General features: G+C 65.1%; 25 protein-coding genes. 13 read left to right on the top strand and 12 right to left on the bottom strand.

The window, feature by feature from the left end; all coding sequences use genetic code 11:
- The first annotated feature begins 101 nt into the window (after nucleotides 1–101).
- Together queC and FBX97_RS18825 are read left to right on the top strand one after the other, a co-directional pair.
- The gene (gene queC / locus FBX97_RS18830) at nucleotides 102–827 is read left to right on the top strand and encodes a 7-cyano-7-deazaguanine synthase QueC (RefSeq protein ID WP_141835039.1); all 726 of its coding nucleotides are present in this window, start codon (nucleotides 102–104) and stop codon (nucleotides 825–827) included.
- Nucleotides 828–845: 18 nt separating this feature from the next.
- Nucleotides 846–1,589 (top strand): metallophosphoesterase, encoded by a 744-nt coding sequence (locus FBX97_RS18825; protein WP_141835036.1) that lies wholly within the window; start codon nucleotides 846–848, stop codon nucleotides 1,587–1,589.
- 5 nt (nucleotides 1,590–1,594) lie between these two features.
- Here FBX97_RS18825 and FBX97_RS18820 read toward each other — a convergent pair whose 3' ends face one another.
- A complete protein-coding gene (locus tag FBX97_RS18820; RefSeq protein WP_141835033.1) occupies nucleotides 1,595–1,957 on the bottom strand; it encodes a hypothetical protein in 363 nt (120 codons plus the stop codon).
- Nucleotides 1,958–2,188: 231 nt separating this feature from the next.
- On the opposite strand from FBX97_RS18820, the gene FBX97_RS18815 reads away from it, so the two are divergent.
- The 3 genes from FBX97_RS18815 to FBX97_RS18805 all read left to right on the top strand — a co-directional run bounded on the left by FBX97_RS18815 (nucleotide 2,189) and on the right by FBX97_RS18805 (nucleotide 5,111).
- On the top strand, nucleotides 2,189–2,407 hold the full coding sequence (locus FBX97_RS18815) for a hypothetical protein (protein ID WP_141835030.1): 219 nt from the start codon (nucleotides 2,189–2,191) through the stop codon (nucleotides 2,405–2,407).
- 149 nt (nucleotides 2,408–2,556) lie between these two features.
- The gene (locus FBX97_RS18810) at nucleotides 2,557–3,048 is read left to right on the top strand and encodes a hypothetical protein (RefSeq protein WP_141835027.1); all 492 of its coding nucleotides are present in this window, start codon (nucleotides 2,557–2,559) and stop codon (nucleotides 3,046–3,048) included.
- A 101-nt stretch (nucleotides 3,049–3,149) separates the two neighbouring features.
- Nucleotides 3,150–5,111 carry a GAF domain-containing protein gene (locus FBX97_RS18805; protein ID WP_141835024.1) on the top strand — a complete coding sequence of 654 codons (1,962 nt, stop codon included), beginning with the start codon at nucleotides 3,150–3,152 and terminating at the stop codon, nucleotides 5,109–5,111.
- Here the strand turns inward: FBX97_RS18805 and FBX97_RS18800 are convergent.
- Nucleotides 5,080–5,493, bottom strand: a complete 414-nt coding sequence (locus FBX97_RS18800; protein WP_141835021.1) for a PPC domain-containing DNA-binding protein — start codon at nucleotides 5,491–5,493, stop codon at nucleotides 5,080–5,082. The two genes, FBX97_RS18805 and FBX97_RS18800, sit on opposite strands and share 32 nt — an antisense overlap.
- A 200-nt stretch (nucleotides 5,494–5,693) precedes the next feature.
- On the opposite strand from FBX97_RS18800, the gene FBX97_RS18795 reads away from it, so the two are divergent.
- A complete protein-coding gene (locus tag FBX97_RS18795; RefSeq protein WP_141835018.1) occupies nucleotides 5,694–6,029 on the top strand; it encodes a hypothetical protein in 336 nt (111 codons plus the stop codon).
- A gap of 1 nt (nucleotide 6,030) precedes the next feature.
- On the opposite strand, the gene FBX97_RS18790 is transcribed toward FBX97_RS18795, so the two are convergent.
- The 3 genes from FBX97_RS18790 to FBX97_RS18780 all read right to left on the bottom strand — a co-directional run bounded on the left by FBX97_RS18790 (nucleotide 6,031) and on the right by FBX97_RS18780 (nucleotide 10,710).
- Nucleotides 6,031–8,241 carry an ATP-binding protein gene (locus FBX97_RS18790; RefSeq protein ID WP_141835015.1) on the bottom strand — a complete coding sequence of 737 codons (2,211 nt, stop codon included), beginning with the start codon at nucleotides 8,239–8,241 and terminating at the stop codon, nucleotides 6,031–6,033.
- 76 nt (nucleotides 8,242–8,317) lie between these two features.
- Nucleotides 8,318–9,823, bottom strand: a complete 1,506-nt coding sequence (locus FBX97_RS18785; RefSeq protein ID WP_141835012.1) for an HD domain-containing phosphohydrolase — start codon at nucleotides 9,821–9,823, stop codon at nucleotides 8,318–8,320.
- A 149-nt stretch (nucleotides 9,824–9,972) separates the two neighbouring features.
- Nucleotides 9,973–10,710: a DNA-formamidopyrimidine glycosylase family protein gene (locus tag FBX97_RS18780; RefSeq protein WP_141835009.1), complete on the bottom strand. Its 738-nt coding sequence runs from the start codon at nucleotides 10,708–10,710 to the stop codon at nucleotides 9,973–9,975.
- Nucleotides 10,711–10,881: 171 nt separating this feature from the next.
- Between FBX97_RS18780 and FBX97_RS18775 the strand changes: the two genes are divergently transcribed.
- Together FBX97_RS18775 and FBX97_RS18770 are read left to right on the top strand one after the other, a co-directional pair.
- Nucleotides 10,882–11,379 carry a DUF3016 domain-containing protein gene (locus tag FBX97_RS18775; protein WP_141835006.1) on the top strand — a complete coding sequence of 166 codons (498 nt, stop codon included), beginning with the start codon at nucleotides 10,882–10,884 and terminating at the stop codon, nucleotides 11,377–11,379.
- A 209-nt stretch (nucleotides 11,380–11,588) separates the two neighbouring features.
- Entirely contained in the window at nucleotides 11,589–13,988 is a 2,400-nt protein-coding gene (locus FBX97_RS18770; RefSeq protein WP_141835003.1) for a catalase, read from the top strand.
- A gap of 103 nt (nucleotides 13,989–14,091) precedes the next feature.
- Here FBX97_RS18770 and FBX97_RS18765 read toward each other — a convergent pair whose 3' ends face one another.
- Entirely contained in the window at nucleotides 14,092–14,535 is a 444-nt protein-coding gene (locus tag FBX97_RS18765; RefSeq protein ID WP_141835000.1) for a thioesterase family protein, read from the bottom strand.
- Nucleotides 14,536–14,609: 74 nt separating this feature from the next.
- A complete protein-coding gene (locus FBX97_RS18760) occupies nucleotides 14,610–15,926 on the bottom strand; it encodes a M20/M25/M40 family metallo-hydrolase (protein ID WP_141834997.1) in 1,317 nt (438 codons plus the stop codon).
- A 149-nt stretch (nucleotides 15,927–16,075) separates the two neighbouring features.
- Between FBX97_RS18760 and FBX97_RS18755 the strand changes: the two genes are divergently transcribed.
- Both FBX97_RS18755 and FBX97_RS18750 read left to right on the top strand, forming a co-directional pair.
- Nucleotides 16,076–16,879 (top strand): lipid II flippase Amj family protein, encoded by an 804-nt coding sequence (locus FBX97_RS18755; protein WP_141837042.1) that lies wholly within the window; start codon nucleotides 16,076–16,078, stop codon nucleotides 16,877–16,879.
- Between the two features lie 7 nt (nucleotides 16,880–16,886).
- Nucleotides 16,887–17,183, top strand: a complete 297-nt coding sequence (locus tag FBX97_RS18750) for a hypothetical protein (RefSeq protein WP_141834994.1) — start codon at nucleotides 16,887–16,889, stop codon at nucleotides 17,181–17,183.
- Between the two features lie 24 nt (nucleotides 17,184–17,207).
- Here the strand turns inward: FBX97_RS18750 and FBX97_RS18745 are convergent, their stop codons facing one another.
- Genes FBX97_RS18745 through FBX97_RS18725 form a run of 5 tightly spaced genes read right to left on the bottom strand, consistent with a single transcriptional unit; the run spans nucleotide 17,208 to nucleotide 19,823 of the window.
- The gene (locus tag FBX97_RS18745; RefSeq protein ID WP_141834991.1) at nucleotides 17,208–17,675 is read right to left on the bottom strand and encodes a hypothetical protein; all 468 of its coding nucleotides are present in this window, start codon (nucleotides 17,673–17,675) and stop codon (nucleotides 17,208–17,210) included.
- A 1-nt stretch (nucleotide 17,676) separates the two neighbouring features.
- A complete protein-coding gene (locus FBX97_RS18740) occupies nucleotides 17,677–18,042 on the bottom strand; it encodes a nuclear transport factor 2 family protein (protein ID WP_141834988.1) in 366 nt (121 codons plus the stop codon).
- Between the two features lie 40 nt (nucleotides 18,043–18,082).
- Nucleotides 18,083–18,412, bottom strand: coding sequence for a hypothetical protein (locus FBX97_RS18735; RefSeq protein ID WP_141834985.1), 330 nt, complete (start codon nucleotides 18,410–18,412; stop codon nucleotides 18,083–18,085).
- Nucleotides 18,409–19,212, bottom strand: a complete 804-nt coding sequence (locus tag FBX97_RS18730; protein WP_255517547.1) for a hypothetical protein — start codon at nucleotides 19,210–19,212, stop codon at nucleotides 18,409–18,411. Before FBX97_RS18730 ends, FBX97_RS18735 begins: the two co-directional genes overlap by 4 nt.
- Nucleotides 19,213–19,259: 47 nt before the next feature.
- Entirely contained in the window at nucleotides 19,260–19,823 is a 564-nt protein-coding gene (locus FBX97_RS18725; protein ID WP_141834983.1) for a DUF882 domain-containing protein, read from the bottom strand.
- 247 nt (nucleotides 19,824–20,070) lie between these two features.
- Between FBX97_RS18725 and FBX97_RS18720 the strand changes: the two genes are divergently transcribed.
- The 3 genes from FBX97_RS18720 to FBX97_RS18715 all read left to right on the top strand — a co-directional run bounded on the left by FBX97_RS18720 (nucleotide 20,071) and on the right by FBX97_RS18715 (nucleotide 25,609).
- Nucleotides 20,071–22,872, top strand: a complete 2,802-nt coding sequence (locus FBX97_RS18720) for a pitrilysin family protein (RefSeq protein ID WP_141834980.1) — start codon at nucleotides 20,071–20,073, stop codon at nucleotides 22,870–22,872.
- Between the two features lie 185 nt (nucleotides 22,873–23,057).
- Nucleotides 23,058–23,201, top strand: a complete 144-nt coding sequence (locus tag FBX97_RS29640) for a hypothetical protein (RefSeq protein ID WP_185748657.1) — start codon at nucleotides 23,058–23,060, stop codon at nucleotides 23,199–23,201.
- Between the two features lie 224 nt (nucleotides 23,202–23,425).
- Nucleotides 23,426–25,609 carry a TonB-dependent siderophore receptor gene (locus FBX97_RS18715; protein ID WP_141834977.1) on the top strand — a complete coding sequence of 728 codons (2,184 nt, stop codon included), beginning with the start codon at nucleotides 23,426–23,428 and terminating at the stop codon, nucleotides 25,607–25,609.
- Nucleotides 25,610–25,628 lie beyond the last annotated feature (19 nt).

The raw sequence follows: 25,628 nt of genomic DNA, 5'->3' as shown, positions 1-25,628 counted from the left end.
CATGTCACTCCAGTTATCTCTGTATACCGACCACATCTTAATGTATTGTCAAATTTGATGGCGGACGGTTTGTTTCGCAAAATAATTTCGGAAATATCAATATGCTTCAAGCAGACACCGCTCTCGTATTGTTCAGTGGCGGACAAGATTCCACCACCTGCCTGGCCTGGGCGCTGCAGCGCTATGCCCGCGTCGAGACCATCGGCTTCGACTACGGCCAGCGCCATGCGATCGAACTCGCGGTGCGCCCGACCGTCCTGTCGAAAATGCGCGCGTTGTCGCCCGAATGGGATGCGCGCCTGGGCGAAGACCACATGATCGACCTGTCGCTGATCGGCAAGATCTCGGATACCGCGCTGACCAGCGACGTCGAGATCAAGATGCAGGAAAACGGCTTGCCGAACACCTTCGTCCCCGGCCGCAACCTGATGTTCATGACGGTGGCCGCCACCGTTGCCTACCGCCGCGGGCTGAACGTGCTGGTGGGCGGCATGTGCGAGACCGATTTCTCCGGCTATCCGGACTGCCGCGACGACACCATGAAGGCGCTGCAGGTCGCGCTCAACCTCGGCATGGCCACGCGCCTGAAGGTCGAGACCCCGCTGATGTGGATCGACAAGAAGCAGACCTGGGAACTGGCGGAGCAGTGCGGCGGCCAGGCGCTGGTCGACCTGATCCGCTTCGACACCCACACCTGCTACCTGGGCGAGCGCGGCGCCGCCCACGACTGGGGTTACGGCTGCGGCGTGTGCCCGGCCTGCGCGCTGCGCGCGCGCGGCTACGCCCAGTACGCGCAGGAGCGCGCGCAGGAAGGCAACAAAGCCTGACCATCCAGGCTGCGCGCCATGCGCCTCGCGCATCTCACCGACCTGCACGCCAACCGCGAGGCGCTGGAAGCCTGCCTGGCGCACGCTGAAGGGCAGGGCGTCGACCAGTATGCCTTCACGGGCGATTTCGTCGGCTACGGCGCCGACCCGGGCTGGGTCGTGCGCACGGTAATGGATTACGTGGCGCGCGGCGCGGTGGCGGTGCAGGGCAACCACGATCATGCGGTGACGCGCGCGCTGCGCCCTTCGATGCACGCGGAAGCGCGCGAGACGATCGAGTGGACGCGCCGCCAGCTCGACACGGCGCAGCTCGACTTCCTGGCGGCGCTGCCGCTGGTCCAGCACCACGGCAACGCCTGCTTCGTGCATGCCAGCGCCCATGATCCGGCGCGCTGGGAATACGTCTATGGCGTCGGGGAAGCCGAACGCTCGCTGCGCGCCAGCCGCGGCCGGATCGTGTTTTCCGGCCACGTGCATGCGCCGGCCCTGTACCGGCGCGCCGACGACGGCCGCATGGGGCGCCACGTGCCCTCGGCCGGCCAGCGCATCGCCCTGCAGCCGCAGCACCAGTACCTCGTGCTGCCCGGCGCGGTGGGCCAGCCGCGCGATCACAACAACATGGCGGCCTACGCGATCTTCGACGACGAGGCCCGTGCGGTCACCTATTTCCGGGTGCCGTACGACCATGGCGCGGCGGCGCGCAAGGTGATCGCGGCCGGCCTGCCGATCGTGTTCGCGATGCGCCTGGTGGAAGGCTTATAGAAGGTTCAGGCAATCCGCGGCTGGCGGCGCGCGCGGCGTGCCAGGTACCAGACGACGGCCAGCGGCAGCAGCAACGGCAGCAGGAAGGGCGCGACGACCAGCGCCACCACCAGTGCGCCGAAGGCCAGGCTGCCGGCGCACACGATGCCGACGCCGGCGAACACCATGGCCAGCAGGCCGCCCACCAGCAGCAGGACGAAGCCGGCCAGCACGATGCCGCTGCCCGCGAACACGAGCCCGATCAGCGCCTCCAGCGGACCGTCGGCCGGGTCGCCGTCCACCATGAACAGGGTGCCGTGGCCGTCGAAGACGCTCCAGCACAGCAGGGCAAACAGGAACAGCAGGATGATGGCGGTGCGGTCTTTCATGGTGGCTCCTCTCGGGTGGCTTGTGGACATGGCACCAATGTACCGGCAGCGGCCACGGCACCTCCAGCCCGGTGCGACGGGCTGCATGTTGGCGGGGCCGAAGCGGCGGCAGGCAGGATGAACGGATGGCGAATTGGGGGCGCCATCGAGCCCAGCCTTGCGCCAAATCAAGCCTTGCAATGCGGGGCTCGGCGTCTATACTGACAGCCTGCTCTGTCGCAGGAGGATCTTATGCACATCGTTCAATGCCTGCATCATCGGATGACATTCGAGATGGCATGGGCCGATGCGGCCGGACACAAAAATCCGCCCTCGGCGCCACCTGCCATTCCACCCATCATCATCAACCCGTTCAACCGGATCATTCCGGTACCGCCGCCGATCGACCCGCTCGAGGCGCCGCCCCGCCCACCCATTTTGCCGCCGGGCATCCCCATGCTGCGCATGTAGGCAGGCTCCATCCAACCCGCCTTCCGGTGCCCGCGCGCACCGGATGCGCCGATCCGGTGCGTTTTAAATGTGGTCAAAGCTTGTTTCATGGGCCGGAATTTCCTATGATCTGTTCTTTAGGAATTGTCCTACCCTATTGAGACCGACACATGAACGACGAAGTATCCGACCGCGACGATGACGCTCCGGTGCAGGAAGCGCGCCTGTGGCAGGGCAACGGCTGGACCGCGCGCGTCATCAAGAACGAAGACGACGACGGCTGGGCCGTGGCCATGTACAAGGATGGCGAATCCGAACCGGCCCTGGTCGGCCCCTGGACCATGGGGCGCGACAAGAAGAACCCGAAGCCGCTCGACATCAACGCTTTCCACACGCTGGTCAAGACCGCCTCCGAGGTGATCCGGCGCCACGAGCAGCAATTGCACGCGCAATTGCACAAGAGCACTGTCGTCTCCACCGAGCAGGGCGAGCTGAAGATCACGCTCGACATCGTGCCGGACGAAGACAACCCGTATGCCGTGCTGACCGCCGTCGACCAGATGGGCGAGCAGGTGGCGCAGGTGCGCGTGCAGCCGACCTTCAAATTGTCGCCGTCCTCGGCCATGACCTGGGTCGACAACGATTTCCGGGCGCCGCGCTGAACGTATCGCTGGGCTGAAATATTTCCGCAACACAATGATCTATGAGGCGCGCTGACCTGATAATATTTCTCTAGTGCATTTATATGCTGAATGGGAGATCGATGGAAAGCCGTCTTGACCGCCTGGAAGCGGTGCAGTCCATGTTGCTCGAAATCGGGCAGCTGTCCGCAAGCTGCACCGACATCACCGAATTCATCGGCGCCGTCCACCGCGCGCTGGGCCGCATCATGTATGCGGATAACTTCTATGTAGCCCTCGCCGAGCGCGAGGACAACACCGTCCGCTTCGTCTACTTCGTCGATACCGTCGACCAGGGCCCGAGTCCGAACGAACGGGTGGCGCTGGCCTCGCCCGAGCAGTCGCCGACGGCCTGGGTCATGCTCAACAAGAAGGCGATGTCGATCACCGCCGACCAGATGCGCGCACGCGACAACGGCCGCAACTGGGGACGCGGAAGCATTTCCGAACATTGGATGGGCTGTCCGCTGTTCGACCAGCAGCATGACGTACTGGGCGCCATCGTAATCCAGAGCCATTTACCTCAACACACGTACGGCGCGGAAGACGAAGCGCTGTTCGCGCTGATCGCCAACCACGTCTCGAATGCCCTGCAGGGCCTGCAAAGCATGGACCGGCTGGAACGCGCGGTGCAGGAGCGCACGCGCGCGCTGGCGCGCGAAGTGGCCGAGCGCCGCCGCGCCGAGCAGGTCCAGCACGCGCTGTACCAGATCGCCGACCTGTCGGCTTCCGCCATCGAGCCCGAGGCGCTGGCGGCCAACCTGCACCGCATCGTCGGCGAGCTGATGGTGGCGAAGAACTTCCTGATCGCGCTGGCGCATCCGTCCAGCGGCGAGATCAGCGTGCCGTACTACGCCGACGAGCGCGACACCTACACCCCCAACCAGCGCTTCCCGATCGGCGCCGGCATGGTGTCGCACGTGCTGCAGACGCGCCAGGCGCAGCTGCACGACGCCGGCAGCGTGGCGCGCCTGCGCGCCGCCGGCAAGGTCCGGGAGCCGCTCGGGAACATCGACGTCACCAGCTGGATCGGCGCGCCGATGCTGGCGCACGACCAGGCCTATGGCGTGCTGGTGGTGCAAAGCTACGACCCGACCGTGGTGTATACCAAGAGCGAACTCGACCTGCTGGCCTTCATCGCCAGCCACGTGGCGGTGGCGCTCGCGCGCATGCAGGCCGACCGCGCCGTGCGCAAGGCCAAGGACAGCCTGGAACAGCAGAACGCGGCGCTGGCCCAGGCCCTGCACCAGCTGAAGGAAGCGCAGTCGGAACTGGTGCGCCAGGAAAAACTGGCGTCGCTCGGCCAGATGGTGGCCGGCGTGGCGCACGAGATCAACACCCCGCTCGGCATCTGCGTCACCGCCACCAGCCACCTGGTGCAGGAATTGAAGCTGACGCGCGAGGAGCTGGCGGCAGGCGAGATGACCGAGGACAGCCTCGGCGCCTTCTTCGACGTGGTCGACCAGTCGCTGCGCATCATGACCACCAATACCCAGCGCGCGGCCAGCCTGGTGCGCAGCTTCAAGCAGGTGGCGGTGGACCAGTCCTCGGATGACATCCGCAGCTTCGCGCTGGGCACCTACCTGAACGAAGTGCTGCTGTCGCTGCAGCCGAAACTGAAAGGGCGCAAGGTCGCGGTCGAGGTGGCGTGCGCGCCGGACCTGGTGCTGGAAAGCTTTCCGGGCGCGGTGTCGCAGATCGTCACCAACATGGTGGTCAACTCGCTGCTGCATGGCTTCGAGCACGACCAGCCCGGCCGCATTCATGTGCGTGCGGCGCTCGACGCCGAGGGCATGGTGGATTTCCAATACGGCGACGACGGCGCCGGCATGGATGCCGAGACGCTGGCCAAGCTGTTCGACCCCTTCTTCACCACCAAGCGCGGCAGCGGCGGCAGCGGCCTCGGCGGGCACATCCTGTTCAACCTGGTGACCGGGGCCCTGAAAGGCACGCTGCGGGTCGAGAGCAGCCCGGGGCAGGGCCTGCGCTACTACCTGCGCTTCCCGCAAAACCTCAAGAAGAGGCCGCTGCTGGCCGCTGCGTGACGCACAATTCCTTGTAGCCAGTCGCGGGATCGTGCTCGCGGCTGAAACGGTGCCCCGGCAGCAGCGCCACCAGCACCTCGGCCGTGGTCCGCACCACGCACCCCTCTCCCATATGGCCGCCGAACACGCGGCCTTCGCCATCCGCCACCGAGATGTGCAGGTGCGGCCCGTCCGGTCCCAGCGACCCGCCCAGCGTCAGGATCTCGAGGTCGCCGCGCAGTTCGGCGGCTTCCGGCTTGCCGGCATAGCGGAGGCACGCCACGCTCAGGCTGCCGATTCCCTGCACCACGAAGGCCGCGTCGACCCCATGCAGGCGCGGGATGGCGTCGAGCGCCGCCCGCAGGTCGGTACCGGCCGAAAAACGTAAAGGCAGCGCTTCCATCGTCATCTCCATGCTGGCCGCAACATTGCCATCGAAACCAATAGTTTCCTTGCGTCAACAATATTGAGATTGCAATTGGTAAATTTAAGATTCTTAAAACTCATTAATTTTGTAAGAATTGGATAGATTGTTTCCACACAGACCGATTATCATAGGGTTGTCCTGAAAGACATCCATAAAAAAATACGGAATATACGGAAATGTTGCAAAAAATTACAATTCTTGCCGGCGCGCTCGCGCTGCTCTCGGCCTGCTCGACCACGATCACGCCTGTAACCGGAAATCACTATGCCAGCACCGATGGCGCGCTGCAAATCCGCGGCGAGCTGGTTGACAGCAGCAACGTGCGCATCTACGTCAACAACGCCAAGGTCATCGAAGACAATGTGTCGCTGCTCAAGGGCGATGGCGATTTCAGCGGCAGCTTCCAGGGCAAGCCGGTGCATGCCAGCTGCGCCACCGTGAGCGGACGCGCGCTGTCGGGCACGACCTGCCTGGTCGCCTTCGCCGGCGAACGGGTCCGGCTGACCCTGTAAGCTAGCGCGGCCGCGTCAGGCCGGCCAGCAATTCCACCAGCTGGCCGATCTCGTAGGGTTTGGCCAGCACCTGCACGCCCGGCACCACGGCGCGCTGGTCGGTGTAGCCGGTCGCCAGCACCACCGGCAGGCCGGGACGGCGCTCGCGCAGCAGGGCGGCGAGGTCGATGCCGCTGACCTGGCCGGGCATCACGATATCGGAAAACACGACCTCGGTATCGAGCCCTTTCTCGATCATCGCCAGCGCCTGGTCGCCGCTGGCCGCGACCACCACGTCGAAGCCGGCGTCTTCGAGGCCGCCGACCACCGCTTCGCGCACCAGCGGATCGTCTTCGACGAACAGCACGCGACCGCTCGCCTGCGGCATTGCTGTGCCGGTATCCGTACCGCTGGCCGGGCTGTGGGACAGCGGCTGTGCCGAGCGCGGCAGGTAGAGGTCGATCGTGGTGCCGACGCCCACGCTGCTGGCCAGCGCCAGGAAGCCCTGCGACTGGTTCGCGAAGGCATACGCCTGGGGCAGGCCGAGGCCGGTGCCTTCGCCCGGCGCCTTGGTGGTGAAGAAGGGGTCGAGCGCGCGCGCCAGCACCTCGGGCGGCATGCCGCTGCCGCTGTCGGCGACCGTCACCACCACGTAGTCGCCGCCGGTGCGTTCCATGGTCGGCTCCACCTTCGTGTTGCGCACGCGGATCTGCAGGCGGCCGCCGTCGGCCATGGCATCGCGCGCGTTGATGGCGAGGTTCAGCAGGGCCAGGTCGAACTGCAGCGGATCGATGGTCACCGGCCAGGCGCCGTCCTCGCAATCGATGTCGAGCGTGATGCCGTGGCGCAGTACGCCGCGGATCAGCTGCAGCGAATTGCGCACCTGTTCGGCCGGATCGACGGTCAGCAGCCGCGCATCCTGCAGACGGCCGAAGGAGCCGAGGCGCGTGGTCAGCGCGTTGGCACGGCCGACGGTGCGCTTGCAGGTGTCGATCAGCGACTGCACCTTGGGCTGGTTCGAGGTCAGCGCGGCCAGCTGCAGGGCGGTGGTCAGCGTCTGCAGCAGGTTGTTGAATTCGTGGGCAATGCCGCCGGTGAGCCGGCCCAGCGCTTCCAGCTTCTGGCTGTGCATCAGCGCCCGCTGCGCCTGCTCGCTGGCAGCCACCGCCTCGGCCACGCGCGCTTCCATCTCGTGGCGCGCGCGGCGGATCTCGACGCTGGCGTCGGCCATGCGCCGCGCCACCGCATCCAGCTCGGCCACTTCCTGCGGCGCATACGCCACTTCGACGCCTTTGCCCAGGTCGTCGGCGCTGCGGCCCAGCTGCTCGATCGGTGCGATCGCGCGGCGGCCGACCCAGCGCGCGCCCGCCAGTGCCAGCGCCAGCAGCAGCGCCATCATCGCGGCCAGGAAGGCGGCGGCGTGCAGCGGCACGCGCCGCAGTTCGGCCTGGGGAATGGTGACCATCACTTTCCAGTCGACGTCCGGCACCGTGCCGAAGAAGCCCTGCACCGGGGTGCCGGCCAGGTTGGTGCCGTTGAAGATGCCCTCGCGCCGGGCTGCGAACTGACGCTGCGCCTCGGCGCTGACGGTGCGGCCGCGGAAGTGCTCGGGTTCGCGCGTGCGCGCGATGATGCGGTTGCTGCGGTCGACGATCACCGCCTGCCAGTCGGCCGGGAAGCGCTGGATTTCGAGCAGGTGTTGCAGGCGCCCGGCGTCTTCGCTCATGCTCAGGAAATAACGCAGCTGGCCCCCGAGGCGCACCGGGACCTGGATCACGAAGTCGTGCTGCCCGCTGAACGGCGCCGGAAACAGGTCGGACACCAGTGTGCGGTCGGGACCGTATTTGGCGATCAGCGCCTGGATGTTCGAGCGGCGCCGCTCCGGCAGCGCCTGGTCCGGTGCCGCGCGCGTGTTCATCAGCTGGCGGCCGGTCGGTTCGAGCAGGATGATGGCGCTGTCGCGCGTCGGCGCCAGCAGCCTGGCATGCTGGGAGAACTCGCCGAGCTCGCCCTGGGCCAGTGCCGGCGAGGCGGCCAGCGCATGCAGGATGCCTTCGCGGGTCTGCAAGTCGTTCTGGACCAGCAGGGCGAAGGCGCGCACTGCCTCGGTCACGCTGTTTTCCTGGGCCCGCCGCTCCTCGATGTAGACGTAGCCGACCGCCAGCGCCGCCGCCGCGAAGGCGGGCACCAGGATGGCGAGGATGATGATCAGCAGTCGGGTTCGGATACGCATCGTGAAAGTCGGCCGCCTCGACAGGGCGGTGCAGGATGCCGAATACTACCCGACAAATGGCCGGATTGTCTGGTTGTCAGTCCGGCCAGCGCCGGTTGACTTCGTCGGCCTTGTCGATGTTCCTGATCAGGATGTCGACGTAGTCCGGATCGAGGTGCTTGCCGGCGACTTCGCGCAGATAGTCGCGCACTTGGCCGATCGGCCACGCCTCCTTGTAGCAGCGCGCGTGGGTAAGGGCGTCGAACACGTCGGCTACCGCCACGATGCGCGCATACGGATGGATCTGCGCGCCCTTCAGGCCTTGCGGATAGCCGCTGCCGTCCCATTTCTCGTGGTGCTGGTGGGCGATCACGGCGGCCGCCTTCAGGATCGGACGCTGGGAGCCGTCCAGGATCTGCAGGCCGACGGTCGGGTGCTGCTTCATGATTTCCCATTCCTCGGGCGTGAGGCGGCCGGGTTTCAGCAGCACCGCGTCCGGGGTCGCGATCTTGCCGATGTCGTGCATCGGCGCCGCGTGCATCAGTACCGCGGTCTCTTCTTCCGTCATGCCCGATTCCAGCGCCAGCATGTGGCAGATCTGGGCCATGCGGCGCACATGGTTGCCGGCTTCGTGCGAGCGCGACTCGACCACGTCGCCCAGGCGCAGGATCAGCTCGGCCTGGGTATCGGTGATTTCCTGGTTCAGCAGGATGTTGTCGAAGGCGATCGCCACGCCGGTGCAGAACACGTCGAGCAGCTGGACGTCGATCTCGGACAGCTCGTCCACGCCTTTCAGCACCAGCAGCGAGGCCTTGCCGCTGTTGTTGGGGAAGTAGCCGACATAGGTGTCGCCATGCAGCTTGGAGATGCGGTTGTGGCGCGCCTCGTCGAGCCGGGCGATCAGCTCGGGACCGATGTCCTCTTCGCCGACGTCGCCGATCCGGGCCAGCACCTCGTAGCGGCTCTCGCCGGCGATCACGCTGGCGCCGGCCACGCGCAGCAGCATGCTCTGCTCGAGCTGCAGCAGCGCCACCACCTGCTGCAGCAGGCCGCTGGCGAAATCCTTCAGGCTGCGCTGGCGGAACAGGTGGCCGGACGCGGCGATCACGCGCTCCAGGCCCTCGCGGTAATTCTGCTGGGTGCGGCGCGCCTCCTCGACCTTCATGATGTCGCGGTAGGCGCGCAGCGCCGCGAAGGTCGTGGTGAACAGCTTGGTGCGGTCGAGTTCCGTCTTTTCCTTGTAATCGTTGATGTCGTAGTCGACGATCACGCGCTCTTCCGGCGCCTGGCCGGGCTGGCCGGTGCGCAGCACGATGCGGGTGAACTGGTTGTCGAGGTCCTGGCGCAGCCAGCGCGCGACTTCCAGGCCGCTGTCTTCCCGCTCCATCACCACGTCCAGGAACACCAGCGCGATGTCCTTCTCGCGCGCCAGCACTTCCTTGGCTTCGGCGCCGCTGTAGGCGTGCAGGAAGGTGAGGGCGCGGCCGTCCAGGCGGAAACGCGTCAGCGTCAGCTTGGTGATGTCGTGGATGTCCGGTTCGTCGTCGACGAGCAGAACCTTCCAGGGAGCGAGTTTCGGCGCGGCTGAAGACAGGAATGACATAAGACGATCCAGTATCGTGAATGTGTCAGATCAAAAGCTTGTGCTAAAGCAAGATGGATGGAAACGATTGTAGTATCAGAACTTGTTATTAACAACAGGAAATATTGAACACAGTCCACAAATGTTCGCCCCTCTACAACACACCGGGGTCAGCCGTAAAGTTTCTGGCAGCGTTCGCACCAGAAGCTGCGCCGGTTGCTCTTGCCGAGGTTGGCCTTGTGGAAGGGGATGTGGCAGCGCGGGCAGGTTTTCTGGGCGTGCGCCAGCCAGTGCTGCTTGAGGGTGAATTCCTTTTTCCAGCCGAGGAAATCGAAGCTGTACTGGCGCGCTTCCTGCACCAGCGCGCGCAGCTTGGCCGGCGGCAGGGCGCCGACCGTGGAGCGCGGGTCGACCCGGATGCGGAACAGCACCTCGTTCTTGATGATGTTGCCGACCCCCGAGAAGATGTCCTGGTCGAGCAGGGCGTCGCAGGCCAGCATGTCTGGGCAGGCGCGCAGCTTCTTGCGCGCCTTGGCCGGGTCCCAGGCATCGGACATGACGTCGGCGGCCCAGTCGTACATGACGTCGATGTCCTGGTCGATTTCCTTCACCGAGCAGGCATAGAAATTCAGCACGCTGCCGTCGGCGAAGCCGAGCGACAGCCGCGGCGGCTTGTCGCGTCCTTCATTGACGCGGTAGGTGCCGAACAGCAGGAAGTGGATCCGCACGACCATGGTTGGCATCTCGATCAGGAAATGCTTGCCCCAGGTACGCAGCGACACGATGGGCTGGCCCACCATGCGCGTCGTGTCGATGGCCCAGGTATTGCCCTCGGCGCGCACGATTTCCTTGCCCACGAACTGGGCGGTCTGCTCCTTCAATATATACAGCGATGGGCCTTCGGGCACGGCGGACTCCTGGGCATTTACTGTCGGGTCCGATTGTGCGCCAGCCCCCCCGCGACGGCCTGTGCGGGGACTAACATTTCGATACAAACTCAGGACGTTCGGCAGACGGACGACGCTGTAAAAAGCGGCGTATATTCCCATCTGGGACCTGTGAACAAAAGAGGAAAAAACATGAAACCGTCGACACGATGGGCGCTGGCGGGCCTGCTGGCGCTGAGCACCGGAGCCGCTTCGGCCGCGGTGAGCGTGGTCTATGACCACCCCGAAAAATTCTACGACCTGCCGTTCGCGACCTGGGAGCGCGACGAGATGCTGGGCCAGATCACCGACCACTTCCAGCAACTCGGCAAGGCGTTGCCGCAAGGGCAGGACCTGCGCATCGAAGTCACCGATTTCGATCCGGCCGGGCGCCTGATCCCGAATGCGCGCGCGGGCCGCGACCTGCGCGTGATGACCGGCCGCGCCGACTGGCCGCGCATGGAACTGCGCTATGCGGTCGAACAGAACGGCCAGGTGATCAGGAGTGGCGAAGCCAGGCTGGCGGACATGAATTATCAGCAAGGCTCGCTCCTCATCTCGGACAGCGAGCCGCTGCGCTATGAAAAACGGATGATCGACGATTGGTTCGACAAGACCATCGCACCGCTGCCGAACCGGCGCCACCGCTGAGCCGGCGTGTTCTTCGTCATTGCAGGCGCTGTTCGCAAGGACAGCGCTTTTTTACTGCCTTCTCATTTTTAAAATCTATTGAGGCGATAGTAATGATTGCAATGATATATTAAATATATGTTAAGCACTTCACATTTCATTCTGCCTGGCTGAGCTATGGTGTTGGTTGATACCTGAGCAATCAAATTAATCAATTAGCGAGGATAGAAATGCCTTCCAAGAAGAAACCAGTTGCTTCCACCGACGGCGCAGGCTCCGTACTGAGCACCATGGCCGGCCCGTCGGATCCGACGCCGCCATCCAGCCTCGGTAGCAGCAACCCGGTCGGCGATCGCCTGCTCGAGAAAACCAGCGCCGAAAAGCAGCTGGCAGCCGCGATGCCGTCCAACCCGAACAAGCCGTCCGAATACGGCCAGGCATCCGCCATCCCGCTCGAGGGCGACCATCACAAGCCGGCGACCCACGCCGCCACCGGCAGCACCAGCAGCGAGATCGCCAGCTCGGAAAAAGTCGGCAGCGGCACGCCGCCAGAGGGCGAGAACCCGACCGTCGCCCCGCTCGACCGCGTGCGCGTGGACCCGGCCGACCGCCACCTGACCACCAACCAGGGTGTGCCCATTGCCGACAACCAGCACTCGCTGAAGATCGGCCTGCGCGGCCCGACCGCGCTGGAAGATTTCATCCTGCGCGAAAAGATCATGCACTTCGACCATGAGCGCATTCCGGAGCGCGTGGTGCACGCGCGCGGTTCGGCCGCGCACGGCTTCTTCGAAGCGTACGACGATTTCAGCGCCCTGACGCGCGCCGTGCCGTTCGCCGCCAAGGGCAAGCGTACCCCGGTGTTCGTGCGCTTCTCGACCGTGGCCGGCGAGCGCGGTTCGACCGACACCGCGCGCGACGTGCGCGGCTTCGCCGTCAAGTTCTATACCGAGCAAGGCAACTGGGACCTGGTCGGCAATAACATCCCGGTGTTCTTCATCCAGGATGCGATCAAGTTCCCGGACCTGGTGCACGCCGCCAAGCCGGAACCGCACCACGCCATGCCGCAGGCAGCCACCGCGCACGACACCTTCTGGGATTTCGCCGGCCTGTCGCCGGAAATCGCACACATGCTGATGTGGATCATGTCGGACCGTGCCATTCCGCGCAGCTACCGCACGATGCAGGGCTTCGGCGTACACACCTTCCGCCTGGTCAATGCGCAGGGCGAGTCGCGCTTCGTCAAATTCCACTGGAACCCGCTGCAGGGCACCCACTCGCTGGTGTGGGACGAAGCGGTGCGCATCTCGGGCGCCGATCCGGACTTCCACCGCCGCGACCTGTGGGAAGCGATCGAGTCGGGCAACTTCCCGGAATGGGAACTGGGCGTGCAGATCTTCACTGAAGAACAGGCCGCGTCCTTCCCGTTCGACATCCTGGATGCAACCAAGATCGTGCCGGAAGAACTGGTGCCGGTGACCCCGATCGGCCGCATGGTGCTGAACCGTAACCCGGACAACTTCTTTGCCGAGACCGAGCAGGTCGCGTTCTGCACCTCGCACGTGGTGCCGGGCATCGATTTTTCCAATGACCCGCTGCTGCAGGGCCGTAACTTCTCGTACCAGGATACCCAGCTGACCCGCCTGGGCGGCCCGAACTTCCACGAGATCCCGATCAATACGCCGATCGTGCAGATCCAGAACAACCAGCGCGACGGTTTCCACCGCCAGGCCATCGCGCGCGGCCGCGTGAACTACGAGCCGAACTCGCTGGGCGGCGGTGTGCCGTACCAGGCCGGCAGCGCCGGTTTCACCAGCTTCCCGGAACCGATCGCCAGCGTCGATAAGGTGCGCGGCAATCCCGAGCTGTTCGCCGAGCACTATGGCCAGGCGCGCCTGTTCTATCAAAGCCAGACCGCGGTCGAGCAGGAACACATCGCCAACGCCTTCCGCTTCGAGCTGACCCGCGTGCAGACCCCGATGGTGCGCGAGCGCATCCTGGCACTGCTGGCCAACGTCGATGACGGTCTGGTGGCCAAGGTCGCCGAAGGCCTCGGCATGGACGTGCCGGCCCCGCTGCCGCGCGTCAGCAATGCGCCGGTGCCCGAGTATGCGCCGTCGCCGTCGCTGTCGCTGATGGCCCGCCCCGGCCAGACCGGCGTGCGCACCCGCCGCGTGGCGATCCTGGTGGCACCGGGCATGGATGGCAATGCGGTCCGCGCCCTGTATGACGAGCTGCTGGCTGCCGGCGCCGTGCCGCGCCTGGTCGGCAACATGCTGGGCAAGGTCAAGACGTCCGCCGGCGATCCGCTCGGCGTCGAAGTCTCGCTGGAAGCCGGCCCGTCGGTGATCTACGACGCCATGATCGTGCCGGACGGCGACCAGGCCGTGGCGGCGCTGGGACGCAATGCCCACGCGATCGACTTCGTGCGCGAGCAGTACCGCCACTGCAAGCCGATCCTGGTGCTGGGCGCCGGCGCCGGCCTGCTGGCCAAGGCCATGGTGCCGACGGCCCTGCCGGACGGTTCGGACGACCCGGGCCTGCTGGTGGATGCGCCGCTGGCATCCTTCATCGAGGCCCTGGCCGGCCACCGCGCCTTTGCGCGCGAGACCGATCCGCCGATGGTGTAATCGGTCCATGCCGGGCGCCACGCGCGGCCCGGCAGTTCCATGACGGTATAGCCGGACGGCACGCTACACAGCGTGCCGTCCGGCTTTTTGCATTCCGCGGCCTTCAGTCGATCCAGTTCACCCGCTCGAACTTGCTTTCGAACTCTTCCGGCATCGCCACCACCTGGCTGGTCTTGTAATTGAAGAAGACGAAGCCCTGCTTGGCCATGGCGATCAATTTCTTGTCCTTCGGCCGGGTGATGCGGAAGATGACGTCGCCGCCGTACTTGTTGAAATCCATCACGCCGACTTCGAACAGCAGCTGGTCGCGCGCGTGCGCCTCGGCGCGGTACATCGTGGCCAGGTCGGTGACGATGATGCCGGTGCCGTCCGGCTCGGTTTCGGCAACGCCATACTCGAACAGGAACAGGGCGCGCGCCTCGGAGATCATCGAGATCATCGAATCGTTGCCCAGGTGGTTGCCGGCATTGATGTCGGTGGCGCGCACCGTCAGCATCGTCGTGTAGCAGTACTGGTCGTCTGGGAAGTTGAGCTGTAATCGTGCCATGTCTTGATTTTATCCCGTGAGGGTAAGTCGCTTGATTGCCAAAATTCGACGGGGATCAAATGTCCCGCCATTCTTTATCGGGTGAGCCTGTAGATCAGGAGTGCGGCCCGGATCGCGCCGCGTTCGATCGAGGCCGGATCCAGGTCCTCGTTGGGGGAGTGGGCGCCGTTGCCGCTCGCGCCCAGGCCGTCCAGGCTGTCGACCAGCGGCGCCACGAACTGAATGTCGCCGGCGCCGCGCGCCTCGGCCGGCAGCGCGCCGATCGGCCCCAGGCCGGCATCGCGGCTGGCGCGCGCGTACAGCTCGAGCAGCTTCAGGTTGCCGGGCGTGACCGCCATCGGCGGGTAGGCTTCCTGGAACGCGATGCTGGCGCCGGCGCCGGGCAGGTGCCGGGCCACGATCGCGCGCATGCGCGCCTGGGCACGGTCGCGCTGGGCGTAGTCGAGGTAGCGCAGGTCGCCACTGACGGCCACGCTGTTCGCGATCACGTTGGTCTTGCCGAAGGCGCTGCCGCGTGCATTGGCGGCGTCGCGTTCCACTTCGGTACCGCCCAGGATCAGGCCGGGATTGAAGGTCAGGCCCGGCTCGGCCACCTCGCGGCGGAAGGCGTCGAGGATGCGCGCCGCCTCGTACACGGCGCCGTAGCCATTGGCGCCGAACACATTCATCGAATGGCCCTGGCGTCCGCTCACCTGCAACTCCCACGAGGCGGTGGCACGGCGGCCGACGGTGGCGGTGGTGCGCCCATCCTGGTCGGGGATGCTGCTCTCGAAGCTGAGCGCGGCGTCGCTGCGCTGCGCCAGCTCGCGCATCGTGGCGCGCGAGGTGGCGATCGGCTCGCCGGCGTCTTCTTCGTCGCCGCTGAACAGGACGGCAATCGTGGCGCCCTCGAGCGCACCGGCGCGCTGCAGGGCTTGCAGGGCGGCGATCACGATCACGTCGCCGCCTTTCATGTCGGCCACGCCCTGGCCGCGGATGCGGCCGTCTTTCTGTTCCCACATCGGCACTGCGCTGCCGGGCTCGAACACGGTGTCGAGGTGGCCGAGCAGCAGCAGGCGCTTGCCTTTGCCCGGTGCACCCGCGCGGGTGGCCAGCAGGTGGCCGGCACGGCGCATCGCAGGTGGCATGTCGACCCAGCGGGCCTGGGAGCCGAGCGCATCGAACTGACTGCGGAACAATTGCCCAACCTCGCGCACGCCGCCCGCGTTCATCGTGCCGCTGTTGATCAGGACGCTTTGCCTGAGCAGGTCCAGCGCCTGCGGCGCATGCGACCGGACTTCGGCCACGATGCGCTGCTCGACCGGGTCTAGGGTCTGGGCCGCCACCGTTGTCGTCTCCGTGCTGCCAGCCAGCGCCGCCGTGGCGAGCAGCCAGCCCATCGTCCTGCGCATCGTGGTCTTCCTCGAGAATAATGATGCTCAACTGTACACGATTCGGGCAGGTGGCCGGCGCGCCCGCCGGCGCGGTGAGAATGCGTGCATTTCTTGCATTGTCCGTATGCTATGTTGTAGTGCTGAACTCACACGCTCGTCAAGGACACGTGGACACCCAACTGCTGCTGATCTGCTTCCTCACCTTCGTCATTCACCTGATCGGGACGCTGGCGTATTCGGTGAGGATCGCCGGCGTGCGGACCCGGCGGATCGCCGTCTCGCTGGCCCTGTTCAGCATCCTGATGCTGGTATCGCGGACCTCGAATTCCTTCCTCGGCCCGTTCCTGGCGAAACGGGTGGAAAGCAATCTCGACACCTTGGCGAACCATGCCCTGCTTGGCGATTTTCGCTGGCTGCTGGTATCGGCCAGCCTGGCAACGATCGCGGGCGCGCTGTTGATTCCGACCTTCCAGCGCGTGTTTTGCCGCGCCGTCCTGCATTTCCAGGTGCACCGCTCGATGCCGAAGCTGATCATGCACGGGTTTTTCAAGGGTGGCCTGTCTTACGTAAAAGATGCGGCCAGCATGCCTGCGGCACGCAATCTCACCGAACTGCGTGCGCGCCATGGCGTATCCGGCCGGATTACCGTGTTGAATGTCGGCGCGACGGCGCTATGGACGGTCGGCGTATTTGCGGCGCTGTACGCCGGCGTGCTCGATCCGTCGGTCCGGGTCACGTCGAGCACGCTGTCGTCGATCATCAACGGCGGCGCCACCATCATGATGGCGGTCTTCATCGATCCGCACATGTCGGGCATGACCGACGACGTGGTCGAAGGCAAGATCGGCGAGGGACAGTTCAGGCAGGCGGTGGTCTGGCTGGTGGGCAGCCGGCTGGCCGGGACGCTGGCGGCGCAGGTGCTGCTGTTGCCGGCCGCAATGCTGATCGTGGCTGTGGCACACTTCATATAGAGAGGCTATGGACAATCAAATCAAGGCAATCATCCCGGACGATGAGAGCATCCTGATCGAGGGGCGCAAGCTTGTTGAGCGAGAGGAAATTGCCGACGTGCTCAAAGCGGCGCTGCAACGGGATCCGGACTTCATTCTGGTGATCGAGCCGATCGTGAATGCGCCCTACATGGGCGTAGGCAAATTGCTGTACACCTGCCAACGCATCGGCGTGCCGCCCGAGAACCTGCGCTATACGATGGAGAACGGCGAGGTGGTGACCTTCGATGAGCTACGGGCAAGAACGCCTGCCGAGCCCGTGTAACGCCTTGCGCACGATGACGACCAGTCACTGCTTGCGATGCAAGCGCCGCGCGCTGACCACCTTGCCATTTACATATTCGAGCACCTCGATCTGCCGGCTCCCGTACACGGTCGGATAAATGATGCGCACCGCATCGGCGCCGCCCGCGCAGCCGTTGGCGCGCAGCTTGAGCAGATAGGTGGGCAGGCTGCCCGCGACGCCGGCGATGAACTTGGTCCCGCGTCCGTTCACGTACATCGTGCCCGGCTTTTCGTTCTGCAGCACGAATTGCTGGACACAGGCCGGGGCCGATCTGGTCGGCCCGCCCCATGACATCCTGTCGCCCTTGATCGTGAGGACCGGATAGGCGGCCGCTGCGGCGCCCGGCTGCTCGTCGAGCAGCCAGCGCCCGGCGAAGGGCGTATCCTGCGCCAGGACCGACAATGCGCAGCCGAGGCCGGCGGCCATCGCCAGCAGACGCGTCCGCCATCCCGGATGTAAACGCTGTTTCATGTCAATCGAGCCGCTTGGCACCCAGCTTCACCACCTGGCTGCGGATCAGGCCATCGACCACTTCGTAGATCGCTACCAGTTCCAGGGCGCCTTTGCCTTCGGGGAAATTGCGCGTCACGATTTCGTGGTCGACCACCAGGTTGTCCAGCACCACGCGCTGCACCAGGCGCGCGTGCAGGTCGGGCTCCTGGAAGCGGGCGGCGAAACGGCCGCGCATGGCCTCATGGCCGGTGACCAGCAGCGTGGCAGGGTGTTCGTACTGGCGCGCGTCGGGCGCGTAGGTGGCGAGCAGGGCGTCGACGTCGCGGGCGTTGTAGGCATCGAGCTGGCGCTGGACGACGGCGGCTGGAGAATCGGAATCGAACATGACGAGACTGGCAAGCGTGGATCGGGCTTGCCATTCTAGCTCAGCGCTGGCCATCCGTCGGATAAGCCGGCCGGCGCCGCATCTTGCGCACGATGCCGTCGCGGTCCAGCAGCAGCACCAGTTCCTCGCCGCCTTTGCCACTAGCACCGCCGCCGCCGCCGGCCGAATACACCCACGCCTGGTAGCCGCTGTCGAAGGATACGGAGCGGGTCGGCCCGAAGGCTGCCAGCAGTTCTTCGCGCGTGGTGCGGCCGGGTACCACGAGCTGGCCGAAGCGCTCGGGCGCGACCACCGTGCCGGGCGGTGGCGCCTGGGTGGCGCAGCCGGCCAGCAGCAGGGCGCCGATGAGGCATGCAGGTAAATGCTTCATGGCGTGCCCTCCGCAGGTGCGGATGCCGGCGCCGGCGCATCCTCCATGTACGCGAAGCTGACCAGGGTATCGTCCGGCCAGCTGCGGTCCCAGATCGGCGCGTAATAGGTGCGGTCGAGCATGACCTGGCAATCGCAGTACTGCAGCTCGTCGCGCGTCTGTTCGCCGCCGGCGTACAGCATGCGGAAGGGCAGGATTTCGGTGCGCTCGCCGGCGCGCAGGGTCACCGAGAACAGCGGGCGCTCCGTGAAGAACAGGAAATTGCCGTCCGGGCTGTTGCAGACCTGCTCCGGGCTGTTCAGCGCCTTCGAGATCCAGCCGAACAGCGGCGAGCTGTTCGAGACCAGGCCCGCTTCCACGCCGACCAGGCATTCCAGGCGCAGGTCGCCGAGGCGGCGCGTATCGGGCGGCAAGCCCGGGGTGACGACCTGGGCGCGCCAGGTCATGCTGGTGGTCTTGCGGTTGGCGATCACGGCCGCGTCTTCGCGCAGCGCCTGTTCGTTGCGCGGCAGCGTGAAGCCATTGTCCTCGGCCACCGGGACCGGCACCGTGATGCGGTCGCCCACGACTTTCAGCGTGATGCCGCGCATGTTCACCGTCGGCAGGCGTGGCAGCAGGCGGAAGCGCAGGGTCGCCTGGGGTGCCAGCGCATGCTCGCGCTCGAAGCGCTCCATGCCGCGGATCATCTTGCGGTAGGACTTGTCGACCGGGTCGCGCGTACTGGTGACGGTGACGGTTTGCGGCTTGCTTGCCGGCTGCGTTTCCTGCGCATGCACGGGCAGCACAGCCAGCGCCATCATGTTTACCATCGTCAAACTACCGATCAGGCCCCGCATCGGCAAGGCCATCACCAGTAACGGACGCGGCCGACGTCCATATGCACGAATTCCGAATCCGGGTAATAGCCGACCCCGCCGGCCTTTTGTGCCATCGCCACCTTGTGCAGCTTGGCCAGGTCCTTGCCGGGAATGCGCACGTCGATGGCCTGGCCTTCCATGTGCAGGCTGTGCTTGGCCACGCCGCTGGTGTTCGCGTGCAGCTTGGCATTGCTTTCCGGCGAGCGGTAGCCCGAGATGATGTGCATGGTCGGGTGGTCGCCGAACTGGGCGCTCACCTTGTCCAGCAGTACCAGCAACTGCGGATCGATGGCGGCGATCTTGTTGTTGCGGTGGTCGCGCAGCAGCTTGTTGATGTCCTGCAGCGCATCCGGGATGAACTTGCCTTCGGCCCAGAAGATGCTGCGCAGGCTTTCCCCGGTGTGGGTATTGTAGAGACGCACGATGCGTTCGTTCGGTACTGCCGCAGCCGGTGCGACCACCGGTGCCGTCTTCGAGGCGGCTTTGACTGCCGGTGCAGCCAGGACCGATGCCAGTACGGCAGAGCTTTTCAGAAAGGAGCGTCGTTGGTTCATGAGGCTTTCCTTATGCTGTTTGCGAGCACTTCATGATACGCCTCATGCGTAAAACGTGCAGAGAGAGGAACGCCAAGCTGTCTGTCAGCCCAGAACTACACGGAAATGAAATGTTTCTTGAACACAGCATTGTCTTCCTGTCATAGAATATTCGGTCGCCGGATGCGGTCACACGCCACCGCATGCGTATGCCGTATATGCATATAGATCGGCATTTGCCGCGAGGCGTAGCGGACAAAGGAAGAGAATGCGTATCAGCAAACGTTCGTTGACCCTGGCGCTGGCGCCGGTCGTCGCCGCTGTTTCCATCGCCTGGCCGGTACAGGCAGCACCAGCCAGGGCGGCTGCCCTGGCCGCGCCGGCCGAGATTCCGATCCCGGACATCCCCTACACCAGATTCGTGCTGAAAAATGGCTTGACGGTCCTGGTGCACGAAGACCACAAGGCGCCGGTGGTGGCCGTGAATACCTGGTACCACGTCGGTTCCAAGAACGAAAAACCGGGCAAGACCGGCTTTGCCCACCTGTTCGAGCACTTGATGTTTTCGGGCAGCAGCAACTTCAATGAAACCTTTATCTCGGCCCTGCAAAGCATCGGCTCCACCGACCTGAACGGCACCACGAACCAGGACCGCACCAATTATTTCGAGACCGTGCCGACCTCGATGCTGGACTATGCGCTGTTTGCCGAGAGCGACCGCATGGGCCACCTGCTCGGCGTGCTCGACCAGAAGAAGCTCGACCTGCAGCGCGGCGTGGTGCAGAACGAAAAGCGCCAGCGCGAGAACCAGCCGTATGGCCTGGTCTACCAGACCATCGTCGAGAATACCTATCCGGCGAACCACCCGTATTCCTGGACCGTGATCGGTTCCATGACCGACCTCGACGCCGCCTCGATGACGGACGTCACCGACTGGTTCAAGAACAACTACGGTCCGAGCAACGTGGTGCTGGTGCTGGCCGGCGACATCACGCCGCAGCAGGCGCGCGAAAAGGTCGAGAAATACTATGGCGACATCCCGCCCGGCCCGCCGGTGGCCAAGCAGCGTGAATGGATCGCCAAGCGCAGCGGCACCCATCGCGGCACGCTGCAGGACCGCGTGCCGCAGGCGCGCATCTACCGCACCTGGAACGTGCCGGGCGCGAATACGCCGGAAGAACCCTTGCTCGACCTGGCGGCGCGCGTGCTCGGCGGCGGCAAGACCTCGCGCCTGTACCAGCGCCTGGTGGTCAAGGAGCAGTTGGCGACCTCGGCCAATGCGTCCGACGGCACCAGCGAAATCGGCGGCCAGTTCGACCTGACGCTGACCGCCCGTCCCGGGGCCGACGTCGCGCGCATGGAAAGCGTGGCCGATGAGGAATTGCGCGCGCTGATGAAGCGCGGTCCGACCGACGATGAATTGCGCCTGGCCAAGACCGGCATCCTGGCCGAGTTTACCCGCGTGGTCGAGCGCGTCGGCGGCTTCGGCGGCAAGAGCGACCTGCTGGCCAGTTGCACCACCTTCACCGGCAACCCGGACTGCTATAAAACCTATCTGCAGCGCATCAAGGCGGCGACGCCGGCGCAGGTGCGCCAGGCCATGGTCGACTGGCTGAGCGACGGCGACTACGTCTTGCAGGTGAATCCTTTCCCGACCGGCCTGAGCGCCGAGACGACCAAGCTCGACCGCACCAAGGGTGCCTCGCTCGGCCATCCGGAAACGCTGCGCCTGCCGCCGATGCAGTCGGCGACCCTGTCCAACGGCTTGAAAGTGGTGCTGGCCGAAAGCCATGCGGCGCCGGTGGTCAACCTGTCGCTGATGCTGGACGGCGGCTACGCATCCGACTCGAAGGAATTGCCGGGCCTGGCGAGCCTGACCTTGCGCATGCTGGAAGAGGGGACGAAATCGAATAAAGGCGAACGTTCATCGCTGGAGATCAGCCGCGAACTGGAAGCGCTGGGCGCCACCTTCGGCACCGGCAGCAACCTGGACGGCGGCTTCGTCACCATGAACCTGCTCAAGCCGACGCTGTCGCGTTCGCTCGACCTGTACGCCGACGTGGTGCTGCACCCGGCCTTCCCGGCATCCGATTTCGAACGCCTGCGCAAGGACCGCCTGGCCGCGATCGCGCGCGAGAAGACGGTGCCGCGCGCGATCGCCATGCGCGTGCTGCCCGAGCTGCTGTACGGCCCCGGCCATGCCTACTCCCTGCCGCTGACCGGCAGCGGGACCGAAGCGGCGGTCGAGCGCATGACCCGCGCCGACCTGCAGCGCTATCACCAGACCTGGTTCCGTCCGAATAACGCGACGCTGCTGGTGGTCGGCGACACCACGCTGGCTGAAATCAAGCCGCTGCTGGAAAAAGCCTTCGGCGGCTGGCAGGCCGGCGAGGTACCGAAGAAGAACCTCGCCACCGTCGCCCAGCCCGCCAAGACCGTGGTCTACCTGATCGACCGTCCGGGCGCGCTGCAGAGCGACATCATCGGTGCCCAGCTGGCGCCGCCGCGCAATTCGCCGGATGCGATCCCGCTGACCCTGATGAACGACGTGCTCGGCGGCACCTTCAACTCGCGCATGAACATGAACCTGCGCGAGGACAAGCACTGGTCATACGGCATGAATGCATCGATGGTGCCGGCGCTGGGCCAGCGACTCTATATGAGCGCTTCGCCGGTCCAGACCGACAAGACCGCGGATTCCCTGCGCGAACTGGCGCGTGAATACAAGGACATCACCGGTCCGCGTCCGGTCACTGCCAAGGAATTGAAGGATGCCCAGGCCAGCGAAACCCTGAGCCTGCCGGGCCGCTTCGAAACCGTCGAACAGCTCAGCAGTGCCTACTCGACCATCCTGCAGTACCAGTTGCCGGTCGATTACTACAACACCTTTACGGAAAAAGCCCTGGCGCAGACGCCGGCGCAGATCAATGCGCTGGCAGCCCGCACCATCGTGCCGAACCAGCTGGTGTGGGTCGTGGTGGGCGACATGAGCAAGATCGAAAAGGAGATCAGGGCGCTGAACCTGGGCGAGGTGCGCAGGCTGGATGTGGATGGGAAGCCGCTGCCCTGATTTTTCGAAAAATTGCCCATGAGAAATGCACAGCCGTGATATCGGTTGTGCGGTGCAGCAGATGGAGTTTCGACAAGATATACGTTCGGTTTATCGATGTGATCTGAAATTGAAATTGGACGTATATCTTGTGGGCGACTACACTTGATTCATCGCTGAACGTTAATGAATTCAAGGAGTTGCAAATGAATGCCACCACCACCGCATCGAACCCGACCGTCACCAAATCCGGCCTGAGCCGTTTCCTGGAAAGCTTCCGCAAGGAAGTGCGCCGCGCCCTCGAACTGGCTGGCGCGCCTTACAAGGATGGTTTCCTGCCGCCGCTGTAAGCTGCCGCCGTTTTACCTGATTTCTGCTTCGCGCGAGCGAAGCGACCGAAGCCCCCGCTAGCCCGGGGGCTTTTTGTTGTGTGTCCGCGCCATGGAATTCCTCATTAAAGTAATCTGAATTGCTAGTTAATAGCAAATAAATTTCCATGTAAACGTTGTAATCGTTACCGAACTGGCATATTGTTGTTCCACTAAGTGCTTAATATCCGTTTCGGGGAGATTACATGCCTGTCGTTTCCGCTTCACATACGCGCCAGCTGGCCATGCTGGCAACGCTCGCGCCTGTCGCTCTGCTTGCCCATGCCCAGCAAGCGGACACGCCCAAGCCGGTGCCGCAGGTGGAAATCAAGGGCAGCGACTACGATGCGCGGCGCGACGATACCGCCATGAGAATCGTGATCGGACGCCAGGACCTGGAGCGGTATGGCGACAGCAACGTGCTCGACGTCTTCCGGCGTATCCCCGGCCTGACGGTCACCACCAGCGGCCGCGACACCCAGGTACAGATGCGCGGCCTGGGCGGCGGCTATACCCAGGTACTGGTCAACGGCGAGCGCATGCCGTCCGGGTATACGCTGGATGCGCTGTCGCCCGAGCTGATCGAGCGCATCGAGGTGCTGCGTGCGCAGACGGCGGAATATTCGGCGCAGGGCATCGCCGGCACCATCAATATCGTGTTGCGGCGCAGCGTGCGCAAGACGCAACGCGAGGCCAAGCTGGGCTACCTGGCTTCCAGCGATTTCCAGGGTCCGCGGGCGTCCTTCGACATGGCCGAACGCGGCGACAAGTCCTCGTACTCGGTGGCCGCCAATGCCGAGCACGACAGCCTGTCGCGCCCGCACGTCTCCGCGACCGAGGAAACGGTGGCACCCGGCGGCGCCGTCACCCTGCGGCGTGCCAGTGCGATGCCCGAGGATGGCCGCATGAACCGCTTCGGCTTCAGCCCGAAATTCAATTGGACCCTCGACGGCGGCGACACGCTGGAATGGCAGACCCTGCTCAATGGCAGGCGCTTCCGCAACCACATTCACACGCTGATCACGACCGAGACCGGCAGCCCGCCGCCGGTGCCCGACTTCGTCAGCGCCATGGAAGCGGACTATACGGCGCTGCGCTCGACGCTGGCGTGGACCCATGCCTTCGCCTCCGGATCGACGCTGGAGGCCAGGGTAGGGCTGGAGGGGGCCGAGGGCCGCAACCTGCAGCTACGCTCCGGCAATGGCATCGGCGGGCAGCCGGTGACCGACGACAGCGTCGAGGCCGGCCTGCGCGAACGCGGCATCACTTCCACCGGCAAATACACCGTCAAACTCGACAGCGGGCATGCGCTCAGCGTCGGTTGGGACGGCGCTGTCAGCCGGCACCGCGAGACGCGCGCCGAACGCGATACGCTGCAGCCGCTGGTGCCGGGCGTCCTCCCCGATGAACTCTTCCATGTCAACCTGCGCCGCCTGGCGTTGTACGGGCAGGACGAATGGAAGCTGGGCGAGGCGCTGTCGGCCTACGCCGGCATACGCTGGGAAGGGTTGCGCACACGGGCCTCCGGCAATGTGTTCGACACGACCACGATCCGGTCCAGCGTCTGGAGTCCGCTCGCCCAGTTGCTATGGAAACTGCCCGGCGCCAAAGCCGAGGAGGGCAAGGCCAGCCAGTTGCGCGTCGCCCTCAGCCGCACCTATAAAGCGCCTTTTCTGGGCAATTTATTGCCGCGCCGCCAGACCTACGAAAACAACAGCCCGACCGAAGCCGACTTCCAGGGCAACCCGAACCTGCGCCCGGAACTGGCCTGGGGCCTGGACGCCGCCTGGGAGCATTACTGGGCCAAGGAGGCCATGGTCTCGCTCGGCACCTCGCTGCGCCGCATCGGCAATTACACCAGCAACCGCGTGTACTTCGATGGCTACCGCTGGGTCATGACTCCGGTCAACGAAGCCCGCGCCGAGACCCGGAGCGTCGAGCTGGAGACGCGCTTCCCTTTGAAAACCATAATCGAAGGCGCGCCAGCGCTGGACCTGCGCGCCAGCCTCAGCCGCAACTGGTCGCGCGTCGATTCGATCCCGGGGCCGGACAACCGCATGGAACAGCAGGTGCCGCTGTCGGCCCTGCTGGCGCTCGACTACCGGCGCGGCGCCTGGAGCATGGGCGGCAGCTTCGCCTTCAAGGATGCGGTGCGGGCACGGGTGGCGGCCGACCGCTGGGCCTATGCCTGGGCCCGGCGCGACCTGGATGCCTACGTGGTGTGGAAGGCGGGGCCGAAGCTGCAATGGCGGGTGGCGCTGGCGAATATCCTGGGCGAGGATGAAGGGTCGGCGATCGCTTACCTGGACGGGGCCGGGAACCTGCAGAAGCGGCGTTGGGATTATCAGAGCGGGCCGAAGTTGCGGGTGACGATGGAGACGAATTTTTGATGAGCAAGTAACGCGCGTA

Origin of the sequence: Herbaspirillum sp. SJZ107 (assembly GCF_006715485.1) — a bacterium.
GTDB lineage: Bacteria > Pseudomonadota > Gammaproteobacteria > Burkholderiales > Burkholderiaceae_D > Telluria.
The sequence above is the reverse complement of the archived record's forward strand: the minus strand, read 5'-3'. Positions and strand labels throughout refer to the sequence as shown.

Coding starts and splice junctions, on each gene's coding strand:
- FBX97_RS18750 (WP_141834994.1), top strand. CDS start 16,887: ATGGACAATCAAATCAAGGCAATCATCCCGGACGATGAGAGCATCCTG.
- FBX97_RS18790 (WP_141835015.1), bottom strand. CDS start 8,241: ATGCGTATCCGAACCCGACTGCTGATCATCATCCTCGCCATCCTGGTG.
- FBX97_RS18805 (WP_141835024.1), top strand. CDS start 3,150: ATGGAAAGCCGTCTTGACCGCCTGGAAGCGGTGCAGTCCATGTTGCTC.
- FBX97_RS18715 (WP_141834977.1), top strand. CDS start 23,426: ATGCCTGTCGTTTCCGCTTCACATACGCGCCAGCTGGCCATGCTGGCA.
- FBX97_RS18775 (WP_141835006.1), top strand. CDS start 10,882: ATGAAACCGTCGACACGATGGGCGCTGGCGGGCCTGCTGGCGCTGAGC.
- queC (WP_141835039.1), top strand. CDS start 102: ATGCTTCAAGCAGACACCGCTCTCGTATTGTTCAGTGGCGGACAAGAT.
- FBX97_RS29640 (WP_185748657.1), top strand. CDS start 23,058: ATGAATGCCACCACCACCGCATCGAACCCGACCGTCACCAAATCCGGC.
- FBX97_RS18720 (WP_141834980.1), top strand. CDS start 20,071: ATGCGTATCAGCAAACGTTCGTTGACCCTGGCGCTGGCGCCGGTCGTC.
- FBX97_RS18815 (WP_141835030.1), top strand. CDS start 2,189: ATGCACATCGTTCAATGCCTGCATCATCGGATGACATTCGAGATGGCA.
- FBX97_RS18795 (WP_141835018.1), top strand. CDS start 5,694: ATGTTGCAAAAAATTACAATTCTTGCCGGCGCGCTCGCGCTGCTCTCG.
- FBX97_RS18730 (WP_255517547.1), bottom strand. CDS start 19,212: ATGATGGCGCTGGCTGTGCTGCCCGTGCATGCGCAGGAAACGCAGCCG.
- FBX97_RS18820 (WP_141835033.1), bottom strand. CDS start 1,957: ATGAAAGACCGCACCGCCATCATCCTGCTGTTCCTGTTTGCCCTGCTG.
- FBX97_RS18785 (WP_141835012.1), bottom strand. CDS start 9,823: ATGTCATTCCTGTCTTCAGCCGCGCCGAAACTCGCTCCCTGGAAGGTT.
- FBX97_RS18740 (WP_141834988.1), bottom strand. CDS start 18,042: ATGTTCGATTCCGATTCTCCAGCCGCCGTCGTCCAGCGCCAGCTCGAT.
- FBX97_RS18735 (WP_141834985.1), bottom strand. CDS start 18,412: ATGAAGCATTTACCTGCATGCCTCATCGGCGCCCTGCTGCTGGCCGGC.
- FBX97_RS18825 (WP_141835036.1), top strand. CDS start 846: ATGCGCCTCGCGCATCTCACCGACCTGCACGCCAACCGCGAGGCGCTG.
- FBX97_RS18745 (WP_141834991.1), bottom strand. CDS start 17,675: ATGAAACAGCGTTTACATCCGGGATGGCGGACGCGTCTGCTGGCGATG.
- FBX97_RS18770 (WP_141835003.1), top strand. CDS start 11,589: ATGCCTTCCAAGAAGAAACCAGTTGCTTCCACCGACGGCGCAGGCTCC.
- FBX97_RS18810 (WP_141835027.1), top strand. CDS start 2,557: ATGAACGACGAAGTATCCGACCGCGACGATGACGCTCCGGTGCAGGAA.
- FBX97_RS18765 (WP_141835000.1), bottom strand. CDS start 14,535: ATGGCACGATTACAGCTCAACTTCCCAGACGACCAGTACTGCTACACG.
- FBX97_RS18760 (WP_141834997.1), bottom strand. CDS start 15,926: ATGCGCAGGACGATGGGCTGGCTGCTCGCCACGGCGGCGCTGGCTGGC.
- FBX97_RS18725 (WP_141834983.1), bottom strand. CDS start 19,823: ATGAACCAACGACGCTCCTTTCTGAAAAGCTCTGCCGTACTGGCATCG.
- FBX97_RS18800 (WP_141835021.1), bottom strand. CDS start 5,493: ATGGAAGCGCTGCCTTTACGTTTTTCGGCCGGTACCGACCTGCGGGCG.